The sequence below is a fragment of the Victivallis vadensis genome (assembly GCF_003096415.1).
GTDB classification, from domain to species: Bacteria; Verrucomicrobiota; Lentisphaeria; order Victivallales; family Victivallaceae; genus Victivallis; species Victivallis vadensis.
Map to the genome: position 1 here is coordinate 1 of NZ_QEKH01000025.1, position 12,116 is coordinate 12,116.

General features: G+C 47.7%; 21 protein-coding genes. All 21 read right to left on the reverse strand.

Translation table 11 applies throughout. The features are described 5' to 3' along the window. A partial coding sequence (locus C8D82_RS20765; RefSeq protein ID WP_207776139.1) for a hypothetical protein occupies window positions 1-227 on the reverse strand: 227 nt, incomplete at its 3' end. Window positions 228-690: 463 nt separating this feature from the next. Next, a complete protein-coding gene (locus tag C8D82_RS14205; protein WP_116884951.1) occupies window positions 691-1,053 on the reverse strand; it encodes a DUF3846 domain-containing protein in 363 nt (120 codons plus the stop codon). Window positions 1,054-1,064: 11 nt separating this feature from the next. Continuing rightward, window positions 1,065-1,265, reverse strand: coding sequence for a hypothetical protein (locus C8D82_RS14210; RefSeq protein ID WP_116884952.1), 201 nt, complete (start codon window positions 1,263-1,265; stop codon window positions 1,065-1,067). Beyond that, window positions 1,265-1,495, reverse strand: a complete 231-nt coding sequence (locus C8D82_RS14215) for a gamma-glutamylcyclotransferase (protein ID WP_116884953.1) — start codon at window positions 1,493-1,495, stop codon at window positions 1,265-1,267. Before C8D82_RS14215 ends, C8D82_RS14210 begins: the two co-directional genes overlap by 1 nt. Window positions 1,496-1,498: 3 nt before the next feature. Further along, window positions 1,499-1,888: a hypothetical protein gene (locus C8D82_RS14220; RefSeq protein WP_133245215.1), complete on the reverse strand. Its 390-nt coding sequence runs from the start codon at window positions 1,886-1,888 to the stop codon at window positions 1,499-1,501. A gap of 12 nt (window positions 1,889-1,900) precedes the next feature. Then, window positions 1,901-2,173 carry a DUF7678 domain-containing protein gene (locus C8D82_RS14225; RefSeq protein ID WP_207776140.1) on the reverse strand — a complete coding sequence of 91 codons (273 nt, stop codon included), beginning with the start codon at window positions 2,171-2,173 and terminating at the stop codon, window positions 1,901-1,903. A gap of 3 nt (window positions 2,174-2,176) precedes the next feature. Beyond that, window positions 2,177-2,401, reverse strand: coding sequence for a hypothetical protein (locus C8D82_RS14230; RefSeq protein WP_116884955.1), 225 nt, complete (start codon window positions 2,399-2,401; stop codon window positions 2,177-2,179). Window positions 2,402-2,570: 169 nt separating this feature from the next. Beyond that, window positions 2,571-2,939, reverse strand: a complete 369-nt coding sequence (locus C8D82_RS14235; protein ID WP_116884956.1) for a hypothetical protein — start codon at window positions 2,937-2,939, stop codon at window positions 2,571-2,573. Further along, window positions 2,932-3,384 carry a hypothetical protein gene (locus tag C8D82_RS14240; protein ID WP_116884957.1) on the reverse strand — a complete coding sequence of 151 codons (453 nt, stop codon included), beginning with the start codon at window positions 3,382-3,384 and terminating at the stop codon, window positions 2,932-2,934. The genes C8D82_RS14235 and C8D82_RS14240 overlap by 8 nt, the downstream gene beginning before the upstream one ends. Beyond that, window positions 3,381-3,926 carry a hypothetical protein gene (locus C8D82_RS14245; protein WP_116884958.1) on the reverse strand — a complete coding sequence of 182 codons (546 nt, stop codon included), beginning with the start codon at window positions 3,924-3,926 and terminating at the stop codon, window positions 3,381-3,383. Before C8D82_RS14245 ends, C8D82_RS14240 begins: the two co-directional genes overlap by 4 nt. 1 nt (window position 3,927) lies before the next feature. Next, the gene (locus tag C8D82_RS14250; RefSeq protein WP_165833094.1) at window positions 3,928-4,548 is read right to left on the reverse strand and encodes a LamG-like jellyroll fold domain-containing protein; all 621 of its coding nucleotides are present in this window, start codon (window positions 4,546-4,548) and stop codon (window positions 3,928-3,930) included. Further along, a complete protein-coding gene (locus C8D82_RS21285; protein WP_165833095.1) occupies window positions 4,532-4,798 on the reverse strand; it encodes a hypothetical protein in 267 nt (88 codons plus the stop codon). Before C8D82_RS21285 ends, C8D82_RS14250 begins: the two co-directional genes overlap by 17 nt. Next, window positions 4,788-4,988 carry a hypothetical protein gene (locus C8D82_RS14255; RefSeq protein WP_116884960.1) on the reverse strand — a complete coding sequence of 67 codons (201 nt, stop codon included), beginning with the start codon at window positions 4,986-4,988 and terminating at the stop codon, window positions 4,788-4,790. The genes C8D82_RS21285 and C8D82_RS14255 overlap by 11 nt, the downstream gene beginning before the upstream one ends. Before the next feature lies 1 nt (window position 4,989). Then, window positions 4,990-6,516 (reverse strand): leucine-rich repeat protein, encoded by a 1,527-nt coding sequence (locus C8D82_RS14260; RefSeq protein WP_165833096.1) that lies wholly within the window; start codon window positions 6,514-6,516, stop codon window positions 4,990-4,992. A 1-nt stretch (window position 6,517) separates the two neighbouring features. Continuing rightward, window positions 6,518-7,564 carry a hypothetical protein gene (locus tag C8D82_RS14265; protein ID WP_133245217.1) on the reverse strand — a complete coding sequence of 349 codons (1,047 nt, stop codon included), beginning with the start codon at window positions 7,562-7,564 and terminating at the stop codon, window positions 6,518-6,520. Between the two features lie 2 nt (window positions 7,565-7,566). Further along, window positions 7,567-8,277: a hypothetical protein gene (locus tag C8D82_RS14270; RefSeq protein WP_116884963.1), complete on the reverse strand. Its 711-nt coding sequence runs from the start codon at window positions 8,275-8,277 to the stop codon at window positions 7,567-7,569. Then, window positions 8,270-8,638 carry a hypothetical protein gene (locus tag C8D82_RS14275; RefSeq protein WP_116884964.1) on the reverse strand — a complete coding sequence of 123 codons (369 nt, stop codon included), beginning with the start codon at window positions 8,636-8,638 and terminating at the stop codon, window positions 8,270-8,272. The genes C8D82_RS14270 and C8D82_RS14275 overlap by 8 nt, the downstream gene beginning before the upstream one ends. Continuing rightward, window positions 8,638-9,396: a hypothetical protein gene (locus C8D82_RS14280; RefSeq protein ID WP_116884965.1), complete on the reverse strand. Its 759-nt coding sequence runs from the start codon at window positions 9,394-9,396 to the stop codon at window positions 8,638-8,640. Before C8D82_RS14280 ends, C8D82_RS14275 begins: the two co-directional genes overlap by 1 nt. A 9-nt stretch (window positions 9,397-9,405) precedes the next feature. Next, window positions 9,406-9,807, reverse strand: a complete 402-nt coding sequence (locus C8D82_RS14285; RefSeq protein WP_133245218.1) for a hypothetical protein — start codon at window positions 9,805-9,807, stop codon at window positions 9,406-9,408. Beyond that, window positions 9,797-11,248 (reverse strand): hypothetical protein, encoded by a 1,452-nt coding sequence (locus tag C8D82_RS21625; RefSeq protein WP_207776141.1) that lies wholly within the window; start codon window positions 11,246-11,248, stop codon window positions 9,797-9,799. The genes C8D82_RS14285 and C8D82_RS21625 overlap by 11 nt, the downstream gene beginning before the upstream one ends. A 2-nt stretch (window positions 11,249-11,250) precedes the next feature. Further along, entirely contained in the window at window positions 11,251-12,114 is an 864-nt protein-coding gene (locus C8D82_RS20770) for a hypothetical protein (RefSeq protein ID WP_133245219.1), read from the reverse strand. Between the last annotated feature and the right edge of the window lie 2 nt (window positions 12,115-12,116).

Sequence of the window (12,116 nt, forward strand, 5' to 3'; positions counted from 1 at the left end):
TGCTTGCTTGCTTGCTTGCTTGCTTGCTTGCTTGCTTGCTTGCTTGCTTGCTTGCTTGCTTGCTTGCTTGCTTGCTTGCTTGCTTGCTTGCTTGCGCTCACTTCGTTCGCGCAAGACAGTTTTTCAGAGTTCCGAAAAACTGTAGAGGATATCGAGAATGCTGACAATGCAAGATTGATACCGAGATGCGGCATCATAAATGCTGTCGTTGCAGTTATCATTCTCATGATCAGAATCCTCTAAAATTTAGCGAGCCTGCCGATTCCACAACTTTCTGCTGCGAAATCCAGCCTGCTTGGTAACGTCCAAATAAAAACCGAACGCTCCCAAGCGCGCGATCAAGGCCCCGCCAAGAGCCTGCTACAACTCACAAGAAAGCGCCCGGCAAGATGTGTAGACACAATCCTACCGGATACATTTCACCTATGTTGTAGCAAATAACTTTTTAAACTTGGCGGGTTTTTGATCGCATTTGCTGAAATATAACGGTTGTCAAAATAGCCACTGTCATAAAACGGAGACAATACTCCACCTTACGTACAATACTCCTAATATACCATAGCAAATTGCAATTACAAGAAGAAAAATAATAATATTTCCGATTTTCTGTGAATTTGTTTTGCTTAAAATAAATGTAGGTAATAAAAATACAAAAAGGCAGACTTTTTCCGGTCTGCCAGCGGATAAAATTTACTGTATTGCGATTACCGCGGCTTGCGGCGGTGGGACATCTTTCGGTTCTACCCACTCCGTCATCATCTGAAAGGATGCGAGGTTCTCCGGCAAAGCCTTGAAGCGTTCTCCACTGCCACCGAGGATGATTGCTGTTCCGGCGATTACCGTTCCCCAGCCAATGAAGGTGAACGCTCCTCGGACATCTTTGCATTTGCCCTCTTCATCCACCACCATGACCATGTCCCGGTCTATCTGCACCAGTTCCACAAGGTCACATCCGATGATTTCATAAAGCTCCTGCAGGGTACTGTTGGGATTTTTCTTGAGGTTGATTTCCGTGACCGTCCGGCTGACGGGATCGATTTTTACTGCACGCATAATTCTGGTCCTTATTTTACGATGACATATTCCATTACGCGGCAGAGAGCTTCTTCATAAGAACTGCTGCTGGTGATGTAATCGGTGAATTCTTTGATGAGGTCGGAACGTCCGTTTTGGCGGAGTGCCGCTCTGACCTTGCCGATGATGTTGAAAATATTTCCATCAGTACCGGTAAGCTGCACGGAGATGTTGGTCTTGGTATCTGGCATTATTTCACCCTCCCGTTTTTACCGGGCCATCCGATACCCTCAAAGTTACGATTTCCGGAGCGGAGTGCTGCAAGCTCGGCATCCACCGCTTTCTGGTAGTCAGGGTGCTGACGTTCCTCTTCAAGACAGTCATGGCACAATGCCTGCGTGTTGAACCGGCTCATGCTGAAGCCGTCCGCCAGGGATTTGCCGCACCGATCACAGAATTTTTTGTTGAACCACGGATCCATAATTCAGTCCTCCATATTTTTTGTTACTTCCAGTCCAATCCATTCGGACGTCCTGGCAATTCCGTAGACGTGCCATGCTCCGTCATCGTAGATGTAGAGGTAGTTGGCATTCATCTGTCCCATACCGCAATACTGGTAGTCCTCCACGCTGGCAAAGGTTCTGGGGAGTCGGTACTGCTCCCCACGGTCGCGGTGGTACGCCACGCAACTTTCCACCGTTTCATTGATTTCGCTGAGATCGCCGAGGGCGATGAGGGCATTGACCTCTTCAGCTGTTTTGTACCATCCGCCGAGGATTGCTCCTGCGTGGGCGACATAGCCGTCCCAGTTGAGCCGGATAGCTCTGACCGTGCCGTCCGGCTCTCTGATTCCGATTGCTGCTGATGTTGACATCTGCATTTCCTTTCAGTTGAATTTTTTGATTATGGCGGCAAGTACCGCCTTGGCTTCGGTGGTGGCGGGGCGCATATCCCATCCCCGGTCATAGTTGATGAACTCGCCGTCTTCGACGTTGCTCATCCAGAGTTTGCTGATTCTGCCCTGCCGGATGCCGTAGTTGCTCGGCTCTTCGAACCGCACCAGCATGATGCGGAACTCTTTGCCGTTGGCGGTCGCAGTGGCGAATGTCCACTCGTTGCAGGCCTGTGCCGTGCCGGTGATGTTCAGCTCTACTTTCATCGCTTATTCCTCCCCGAGGATTTCTTTGAGGGTGTCGCGGCGGGCGAGGAGTTCCTTGAGCGTATTTTCGCTCTGGGCAAGCATCCGGCTCGGCGTGTGGAAGGTGATGTTATAGGGATTATCTGCTCCGTTGAGAATCCGCTGGGCGAGGTTCTTGATTTCTGTCAGCTCCAGCTCGATTTTGTGGTTCAGGCGGGCAATCTCTTTTTGCATCTGTTCTTTAGTCATTTTTATGTATCTCCTTGTATGTTAAGGCTTTGCTTTGTACTATACATAATTAAGCGTGCTAATGCGTTAATATCCAATGACTTAATGATATTTCTGCGATAATAAACAAAAAAAGCCCATACAGAACCGGGGGAAGTTCCATATGGGCTTGAAATAGATGGAGTGACAGTTATTTACCGGACAGAGACTCTACTACTTTGTCCGGATCTGCCCCGGCTTCAATCAGGTCAACCGTTGCTCCGTTGATTTGCCTGCCTATTTTGATTTTAAGATTTCCATCGGTGGCAACTCCGGTTTTGCTTTCAGCTCCGGCTGTTCCGTCAGCATTGGCTTTGCCAGTTACCTCGATCTCTACATTGTCCCTGGTCACGGCCGAGAGGATTTTTCCGTAACGCAGATTCATGGAAAGAGCGCAGTTTTCCGGATTGATGCCGACATCAAATCCAACTCCGTCACCATACTGGATGGCGTTATGTCCGCATCCGGTCATGGCAAGGGAAATCACGGTAATTCCGATAAAGAAAAAAATTTTATGCATTGTTTTTGTTCTCCTGTTTGCTTTTTTTCTTGCATACAGCACACTCGCAGGGACTGGTCCATGCCGCCCAGCCGAGAGCCTGACAGATATTGCCAAAGCGTCTTGCCTGGTTCATCACAATGTAACGCCGGGGATCGTACCAGGCGTACTCTGCTTTCGCTGCGGTATAACCGTTGCGTTTGAACCGGGCATTGGATTCTGCAAAAGCTTCTTTGCTCAAATCGCTTTCATGCCACTCTACATCGTGAATCAGAGCGACTACAGCAAGACTGGGGTGCAATGCTGAAATAGCATCACGCAGCCAGTCCGGGAAAGCGTCCGGACCGATGCCGTTATAAATTGAGCAGAGCTGCTGCATATTGTACTTGCGGAGGATTTCTGCATTTTCAAGTTTAAGGCTCTCCGCTTTTGCCCGTAACTTTTTGATTTCTTTCAATCTGTTCATACACCATTACTTTCTTTGATTATTTCCGCATAGAGTTCGGCAGATTCTTCAGAGAGTTCACGCATGGTATGGGGTGGTTCTCCAAGCATATCTGCCCGGAACTCTACTGCAGAAAAATCTGCGGCACATTCAGCAGTTTCAATTTTTGTCTTTTCAAGGAAATACCTCTGCCAGAAATTGCTCAACCAGACGGTCACAGCAGTCCCCTTGGGTTTCCGCATAACGGCAAGAGTCGATGCCATTGTGATGTCACTGCTGTTGAGATATTTCTGCTCATACTGCTTGAAAACAGTTTGCAGACGCTCGATCATTTTTTTCCTGTAATCAATCAGAGCATCTCCGGCATACTCCACATAGGTCTTGCGGATGATGCCATCTGCAAGCTCATAATGGGGACGCATATGTTTTTTCTGCGGAGCGGACTCCATTGGCAGAAAACCGTACTGCTTCATAATCTCCGGATTCTTGTTGAAATTCCGGATGCCCCAGTATTCCTCCGGAGCGGGGATTACTGTAAATTCATCAATGAAACGTGCGTACATTTTACCTCCTGTCAGTTTGATAAATATCCCATATTTCTGCTTCTGAAAGGCAGGTTTCGTAGAGTCTCACGTCAGAGAGCATTCCCCAATGATCCCAGATATAAAAGGTTGCACCGGGGAAGTGAAGCGGACTCCACTCTGTCTGCTCCCACAGCTCACCATTTACATATATAGTGATAATGTTATTGGAAAGCGTGGCTGCCAAATGGAAAGGATCACCAGTCATAGCCTGGTCAAAATCATGATCATAGGAGCTGTCCCAAGTTTCCAGAACCGTTCTTGTCCCCATCCGGTATTGCCAGAAGAAGGCATTATCTTCGCTGTCAATGCCAAACATATTTCCGCGACCGCCACCTGTGAACATTACATTTGCCATCAGGGTTATATCTGTGATATTCCCTTTAGGCAATGGAAACTCCAACGTGCCACTTGCCCAGCCATCAGGAGTAAAAATCATTGTATCACCTGTAATGGCGTGCTTATACGGAGAGATGTCTTTCACAAAATCCCGCAATGGCAGATGCAAAACCGGTTCTTTGGGGAAATATGGAGCCTGCGGAACAATCAGTTTTGCATTGGATGAACGCAGTTCCCCCAGTAATGGATCATACCCTATCGGCACGCTGCACCTCCAATGTTTCATTGATGGGACGGTAAATGAGATTTTCAGCGTTTTCCCATCTGCCGTATGCCCATTCAATAATGGTTTCTGCTGTTTCCGGGATTTGGGTTATCCGGTGAACAGGACGGATTTCAGCATTGGAAAAACAGATGTAATGAACATCACCGGACTGCTTTATAATATAAGGAAGCAGCTTCCGGCGCTGAAAATGGATACTGGTAGCTTCAAAGCCGTAACAATCAATTTGCATTAATTTTCTCCGTTTGGTCAATCACGCCATCTGTTTCCAGATAGGTGAACTCTGCTCCTTCGATATCCACCGCATCGTCAAAGATGATGCCGGTTTCAACTTGCAGGATTTTTCTGTTCTCATCGCTGAAGGTGCGGTAAAGTTTCACTCCGTCAGCATTTTCTCCGAAAAGTTCTTTTTGAATTGCCATATTACTCCTCCATCTCTTTCATGTAGTTTGCATAATTACTCCAGTTTGAAGCGGTTTTGTACGCCGTCAGAATGGTTCTGTCTGTACTCTTGGGGACCCAGATGATGCAACTGCCGGGGATGTCATTGAAAACATTGCTGCTGCTCAACGTAGGCGGCGTTTCCCGGTAGCAGTAATAATCTCTCATAGCACGGCAATAACGGAATGCGCCACTGCGGATAGTGGTAATATCGGCGTGCAACTTTACTTCTGTCAGGCGGTAACATTCATAGAATGCTTCATCCCCGATATAAGTGATATTTTCCGGGATCTCAATGGATTCTAAACTGTAGCAACAGTAGCATAACCCATTGGGAATGCTTGTCCAACTTGACGGAATGTTGATGTGCCGCAAATTCCTGCAATGATGAAAAATGTAGCCATTGACTCTTGTCAGACTTTCAGGCAGATTGACTTTCTCCATTGCATAGCAATCCTGAAATACCCGGTCTTCCAACCATTCCAGACCTTCCGGCAATCGGACTTCCCGCAAGGCGTAATTTACGCAGAACGCATAACTGCGAATCGATCGCAGAGAACTGGGAAAATTGACATAATTGATGGAGTAGCACCCATGGAATGCATATGGATGAATTTCCGATATGCCCTCCGGAAATGTTACCCCATCAAGAACATGACAATTGTAACAGACTTGCTCCGGAATGATGGTAATGGAATCCGGAAACACGATCCGCGACAATCCATAGCAATACTGCATAGAATATCTGCCGATAGATGTCAGAGAATCCGGAAAAACAATCGCAACCAGTGAACGGCATTCATAGAATATCTGCTCACCCATGGATTGCAGAGTTCTGTCCATAGTGATGGTACGCAGACCGTATTTATATTGAAAAGCATAATTGCTCATCTGCCGGATTCCGGCGATCCTTGCGGCAATCAGGTAATAGTTGCCACTGCTGCCCTGACAGAAATAATCCGGGATGTACCAACTGCCGCCATCGGAGATTTTCATTTTTATTGTATATGTTCCATAGTCGGCATAGGTGAAACTGACACTCTGTCTCCCGGTGGCAGTAATATCATCTGAACTGCCGTTGCCCCAGTCGATATGCAGAGTTCCGCTTTCTATATAAGGATAAAAAGTGACGGTCAGCCCGGTGGGAATCTCCATTCTGACATCAAATTCAGCTGCACCGCTTTCAGTGGTATAGATTGCTCCAATGTCCCGGTGACCGGAGATATTGCTGTATTCACAGTTCCATCCCTGGAACACCATTCCCGGATGTTCCGGCGGAGTGGGCGGTTCTGCTGATTCGCCTTCTGCAATAAACATGGTTTTGAGAACCGTTCCGTCATAATCAATGAATCGGATTCTGTTTCCGAAATCTTCCGGCAACAGGGCATCCACCGCAGAAGCGTATTCCGAAAGCCGTTCATTGACCAACATACCGCCCTTGGCATTGATGGCACGCTTGAGATCCGCTTTGGCAGCGGAAAGCCGTGTAAGTTCACTTGCCACACTCATATCAAATCTCCTTAAGCAAATCTTCCAGACCAACCAGCATACTGCCGATTTCCTGAAAAACAGATTCAACAGTAGTACCGGAGAAGTAATTCCCCTCATCGGCAACGGCTATATTGGCGGCACTGTCAATGATGAATTTTACCCAGAGACCGGCAAAGTCTTCTGCCGTAACTTCTGCTTTTTCACTGGTCAGAAAAGCAATAAACTTGTGGTCAGCGGTCCATTCTGTTCCATCTGTAATAAAGTCCGTGCCGTCTGCGGCAGTGGCAAAAGCAGTATAGGCATAAAAGGTTTTGCCATCCGTTCCCGGTTCGCCCTGCGCTCCGGTAAGCAATCCGAAACAATCGCTCCATCCGTAATCAGCAGCATTGCCGCTTTGCCAAATGCGGCTGTCTCCTTTGAGCCGCAACCGGAAAAATTTGTCATTTTCTCCTTGCGGGGAATGCCAATCTGCGGCAGTTTCAGAAGCTGTTTCAGAAAAGATAAGTTCAAATCCGGCAGAACATAATGCCCGGACTTGAGCTTCATTCAGATATTCGGCTGCGATTTCGGTGGGGTTGCCGGTACTGCTGATACGGTTGCGGACGGTGAATCCCTTGACCTGCAGAACAAAGACTTCTGAACCGGATTCATCCAGTCCTACCAGTTCTCCGTTGAGCGTAGCCACCTGTTCCTGCTTGCCCAGAAGCGTATTCAGCTCTGCGGTATTCATTTCTGAAAGTGGAATAGTGAATTCCGTAAAGGTATATTCCGTTTCATTGATGATCTCTGTTACCGACTGGACATTGATCCCGGCATGATCCGCAACCAGGATATAATTGCTGCCGGAATCAAAATCATCATCCATTACCCACTGCCATGCCGGAATGTTGACCAACTCGTTCAAAGGATAAGGATCTGCATTTTCACCGCTGGCAAAGATCCGCATTTTAAGACAGGCAGATACTCCCCGCGTCAGAGTCGGGGCAGAAGCATTTCTGGCATTGGCGTAATCACGCACCACGCCGAGAGTGCTTTCTGCATTTACATATAATGTAATAGTCTGCATAATTACCTTTCATATTTTGATTTGCCGGGAAACATCCGGAAAAGTTCTTTTTTCAAGGTGGCAAATCCCTTGTCATTGTATCCGAGCAGAACTTTATCCAAGGCGGGAACTTTTTCACTTTCACAGGTCACTTTGAAAAGTTTCTGTTCAAAACCTCCGGTGATGCCCAGGAGTCCGTGAAAAAGGGTATTGATCCCATATCCGATATCACTTTGATAGTCTGTATTCCGCATTGCCCGGAGAAGTTTCCGTCCCGGCAAACGCTGGGGAACATGACTTTCAAAATTATGCTTCAGGTGAAGATTCCGCTTTTCAAAGAACTCAAAAGTTCTGCGGATACGCCGTTGCCAAATGCTCCCGTCAACAGGGAAACGCTCCTTGTTCCGGGCGTTATAAATCGGAGGAACTGTGCTGAAATCAAACTCTTGCAGCAAAACGCAGTCATCGGAAGACCAGACAAACTCCGGAGTGATGTCCGGAACTGCAGTCAGCGCAAACAGAACTTTGCGGATGATATTGCCGTCCTTGTTATGCTTGAGGGTATCAGCCATCTGCAAAGTGGTTACATTTTGTAACCAGTTGGGTATTTCACTTGCAACTACAATAATTTTGCGGTAACCGATGCCATTTTTTTCAATGGAGCGGAGAAAGATCCGGAGTTCATCATTGTTGTTTTTGCTGCCGGTTCCAAGGGGGATTATGATATCAACCATTTTTCAAAACCTCCAACCGGCGTTTAGCATCCGGGTGGTCTGCATAGAAGAGTTCCCGGCTCTCGGTACGCAGAGCATCAAGTTCAGCAGCAATACTGCCAAACTCCGCATCTCTGTTTTCCTCAATCACCATGGCAAGGTCACGGCATTTGAGAGCCGTTTCACGATGCTCATATTTGAGGTGATCTGCTGCATCCCGGAGCTGCGCGGAACAGTAATCCCGGTTATCTTCTTCATAAGTGAACTCCCCCCATTTGCTCCACGCCGCTTTGATATGTTTTCTTGCACAGGCTGTGCATTGATCGTAGGCAGAAGTCCATCCAACAGAAACGCCGTTTTTACCATGACAGTTACAAGCCATTATTCAAACTCCTCTGATACAGATGCTGCTTTGCGGTCATTCTTTTCCACCTTGCAGTCAATGAGCAGGATTTCCGGCAGAACTTTGGTACGGACATTTCTGGCTGCAACGATTCTGCGGTCCTCAAAGCCGTTGCCGACTTTCAAGGCATAGAAGTATGTCCCATTGGCGTATGCCACCTTGTAGGCGGGGAATCCGTCACACTCCAATTCCCAGAGATCATTGGTTTTGTACTGATAGATTCTGCTGAAAATCTTCCCATCAACAGTCTGTCCGGAAATGAACAGGCGGTTAGGATTATGGGGATCATAGCTCACCCGGTAGAGGTATTCCGCATCCTTGATTGCAACGGTGTAGGTTTTTCCGGCATCCTCTATGATAATGGGACCGTGCCGGGTGGCGTGGACAAATTTATTTTTCTGCAGAAATCCCACATCTGCGGGGCAGACCGCAACCGGCAGAACACCTTTGTCAAGGTCGGCAATATGGTAAAGCCGGAACATCCGGTTACCCTCTGCACCACCGGCAATGAAAGTAAGATGCCATACGCCAAAGAGATATTCAGCAGTGGGTGAACACTCGGTGGCATCCTCCGGAAGTCCGGTATTCACTCTCTGCCATTTGCCGTCTTTGTACTGGTGGATTTTCCACTTTCCGTTAATCATTATACAGCAGAACTGCCGACCATGCCGCCAGTCCCCCGGGGCATACGCCACAAAAGGCATATGGCTTTTTATATTTTTTTCAAATTCAAACATTTTCACTCCTTATTCCGGACAGGGCCATTTTATATTTCCCTCTTCATCCGGGCAACCCTGCTGTAATTCCATGTAACCGTCATAACTGTAAGTTGAGCAGTATTCATCCTGCAGACCTACCAGTTTTCCGCATTCATCAATATTGCCACTGCCGTATTGAGAACCGCCGCAGTCCCGGGGATCTCCGACCTCAATCAGTCGCCAATAAAAACCGGGAGTGCCGATTTCATTCCCCTGATACGGAGTAAGATCCCAGCACTTTTCCTCTTCATTTTCCGAAGAACCATTGAGTTTTTTACTGCCGAGAACAGTCGGTTCGCAGTCACACGGACATTTGGGGTAGAGAAAAACTTCTCCGCCCCGCATAATGACTTTTCCATTTTTCAGCCAGACACTTCCGTTAGATGACATATAAATCTCCCAGCATCATGTGATAGTTTTCAGTTACCGGACCATGCTGTTCCTGGATGACAGAGTATGCTCCGTTCCGGTAAATCAGCCGTCCCAGAAGATGACGGAGTTTCCCATCCGTGGGGTGCGGATAGCTGGACTCAAGTTTTACCGATATCCCGGAACCGCCGCTTTGCAGATAACAGTAAAGCGTGGTTTTTCGATCCCAGTCGGAAAATGCACAGCGGGGAACATTGATCCGGTTTGTTCCCATATCAATGAATCCGCAACTACCGGCAGAATAATCAGCCCCGTCCACTACAGCAAGCATCAATTCATCTCCGTCATCATCTCCCGGATCTCCGGAGCTTGAGGAATCATCATCCGATGAACTTGATTCTGAAGAAGATGAAGAACTTGAAGATGAGGAGCTGCTGGAGCTACTGGAACTGCCAGAACTGCTGCTTCCGCTTGAAGAACTCCCGGAGGAACTTGAACTGCCACTTCCGGAAGAACTGCTGTCGGAACTGCTGCTGTCTGATGAAGAACTGCTGTCGGAACTGTCGGAACTTGAAGAATCATCATCCGAGGAATCATCATCGTCTGAAGAGTCATCATCATCTCCGTCATCTTTGCAACTGCCGACCGGATACAGAACCAAACGGCCGTTTGATAAACCGAGGATACCGCTGCCACCTGGCAAGTCCGGGCCATCGGAACTTGAGGAACTGCTGGAAGAACTACTTGAGGAGCTGCTGCTCCCGCTTGAAGAACTCCCGGAAGAGCTTGAACTGCCACTTCCGGAAGAACTTGATCCGCTGCCACTTGATGAGCTGCTCCCGGATGATGACGAAGAAGAACTGCTGCTGGAACTGCTGCTACTGGAGCTGTCAGAACTGCTGGAATCATCCTCATCCGGAGCTTTACCGGAGGTCTTCATCAGAACCAGCTTGAAGTATCCGTGATACCCCGGCTCGGTAAAATGTACCATGCCGACTTTTCCATCAGCATAAATCAACTTTGCCGGACTTGAGGGTACTGTGACAAAATCTTTGGTAACTTCCCCATCTTTGAAAACCGGGGCAATGCAATCTCCGACTTTCCCTGTACCGGACATCTGTATCAGTGAAACACCGCCGATGATACAATCTCCGACTGTTCCGGGCTGTAACGCCGTTGGCAGGATTCCCCAGGTTTGACAACTTCCGTCAAAAGGGATACATGGGAAAATTCCGGCAGGAGTATCTTCTTCACTTTTCAAGTCTACTGTCACGGCTGAACCGGCAGGAAGTTCCTCATCCGATGCATTCCAGACCGGGATGCGGATACTGCTGTTGCCGACACCTTTTGTCACCCTTGCTCCGATGGAGTTATGTCCGTTGACAACATCCCGGACATTGTTCTCCAACAGGGCATTAGGCTGAAAGGCATCTCCTTTTTTAACATGAGGAAAAAACGCCATTGTCAAATCCCCAATCCGCCGAAACCATCTGTTTCACAGACTACGGCTTTGTAGATTTTCCGGACTTTTCGTTTCCGTTCTCCATCCCGGACTTCATCATCGGTCAGTGCCCAGAGGTACTCAAAACCTTTTTTGCTGCCGATATTCTGACCGGCAACAGTGGCTTTGCTTTCATTCAGCCGTATAGCAAAATGAAAACTGACAGAAACTTTTTTACTACCTTTTGACGGAGCGGAGTAGGAACATCCGAGGAACATCACTTCTCCGGCATTCCATCCTTTGAAACTGCCGGAATTTACTTTTCCGACAAGTTCCGCAACTTTCCGTTTCCAGCTTGTACCGGTGACTTTACTTTTGCTCATAGTCTTGGTATAAGTTTCACGGAGTTCACCGATGGAAACATCCACCCCGGCAGCTTCGGATTCTGAACCATCTTTGCCGTTCCAACCGATAGGAACTGCAGATGCTTCATCGGAACTGTCTTTTGATTCGCCGCTTCCGGCATAAACGCAGGTCTGTTCTATTGCCTGCGTCATATGCTTTGTGCCTGCTGAACAATCAAAATTCATCGTGGCTTCATCATCTTCTGACCCGCTTTCTCCGGATGATGATTTACTTTCAGAACCATAGTTTACTTCTATCTTCCAGGCATTTTCTGTAAGGCGTTCTGCAACAGAAGCGGACTTTTTCGGTATCTCTGAAAATTCATCGGGAGCAAACTCATAGGCACTGGTGCAGGCGGTAATATCATCTTCCGTCCCCTCAACGATATAAGTAACTGTTGCAGTGCTGTTTGAGTTGCTCCCGGAACCCTGTTCCAGAGATAAGTCCACGCCTGTCCACGCCTGTTTTACAGTAATTGACATAA

Excerpts from the sequence above, each read along its gene's own strand:
- C8D82_RS14265 (WP_133245217.1), bottom strand. The coding sequence starts at position 7,564 with ATGCAGACTATTACATTATATGTAAATGCAGAAAGCACTCTCGGCGTG.
- C8D82_RS21285 (WP_165833095.1), bottom strand. The coding sequence starts at position 4,798 with ATGCAAATTGATTGTTACGGCTTTGAAGCTACCAGTATCCATTTTCAG.
- C8D82_RS14230 (WP_116884955.1), bottom strand. The coding sequence starts at position 2,401 with ATGACTAAAGAACAGATGCAAAAAGAGATTGCCCGCCTGAACCACAAA.
- C8D82_RS14270 (WP_116884963.1), bottom strand. The coding sequence starts at position 8,277 with ATGGTTGATATCATAATCCCCCTTGGAACCGGCAGCAAAAACAACAAT.
- C8D82_RS14245 (WP_116884958.1), bottom strand. The coding sequence starts at position 3,926 with ATGTACGCACGTTTCATTGATGAATTTACAGTAATCCCCGCTCCGGAG.
- C8D82_RS14225 (WP_207776140.1), bottom strand. The coding sequence starts at position 2,173 with ATGAAAGTAGAGCTGAACATCACCGGCACGGCACAGGCCTGCAACGAG.
- C8D82_RS21625 (WP_207776141.1), bottom strand. The coding sequence starts at position 11,248 with ATGGCGTTTTTTCCTCATGTTAAAAAAGGAGATGCCTTTCAGCCTAAT.
- C8D82_RS14205 (WP_116884951.1), bottom strand. The coding sequence starts at position 1,053 with ATGCGTGCAGTAAAAATCGATCCCGTCAGCCGGACGGTCACGGAAATC.
- C8D82_RS14280 (WP_116884965.1), bottom strand. The coding sequence starts at position 9,396 with ATGTTTGAATTTGAAAAAAATATAAAAAGCCATATGCCTTTTGTGGCG.
- C8D82_RS14255 (WP_116884960.1), bottom strand. The coding sequence starts at position 4,988 with ATGGCAATTCAAAAAGAACTTTTCGGAGAAAATGCTGACGGAGTGAAA.
- C8D82_RS14210 (WP_116884952.1), bottom strand. The coding sequence starts at position 1,265 with ATGCCAGATACCAAGACCAACATCTCCGTGCAGCTTACCGGTACTGAT.
- C8D82_RS14275 (WP_116884964.1), bottom strand. The coding sequence starts at position 8,638 with ATGGCTTGTAACTGTCATGGTAAAAACGGCGTTTCTGTTGGATGGACT.
- C8D82_RS14260 (WP_165833096.1), bottom strand. The coding sequence starts at position 6,516 with ATGAGTGTGGCAAGTGAACTTACACGGCTTTCCGCTGCCAAAGCGGAT.
- C8D82_RS14235 (WP_116884956.1), bottom strand. The coding sequence starts at position 2,939 with ATGCATAAAATTTTTTTCTTTATCGGAATTACCGTGATTTCCCTTGCC.
- C8D82_RS14220 (WP_133245215.1), bottom strand. The coding sequence starts at position 1,888 with ATGTCAACATCAGCAGCAATCGGAATCAGAGAGCCGGACGGCACGGTC.
- C8D82_RS20770 (WP_133245219.1), bottom strand. The coding sequence starts at position 12,114 with ATGTCAATTACTGTAAAACAGGCGTGGACAGGCGTGGACTTATCTCTG.
- C8D82_RS14285 (WP_133245218.1), bottom strand. The coding sequence starts at position 9,807 with ATGTCATCTAACGGAAGTGTCTGGCTGAAAAATGGAAAAGTCATTATG.
- C8D82_RS14240 (WP_116884957.1), bottom strand. The coding sequence starts at position 3,384 with ATGAACAGATTGAAAGAAATCAAAAAGTTACGGGCAAAAGCGGAGAGC.
- C8D82_RS14215 (WP_116884953.1), bottom strand. The coding sequence starts at position 1,495 with ATGGATCCGTGGTTCAACAAAAAATTCTGTGATCGGTGCGGCAAATCC.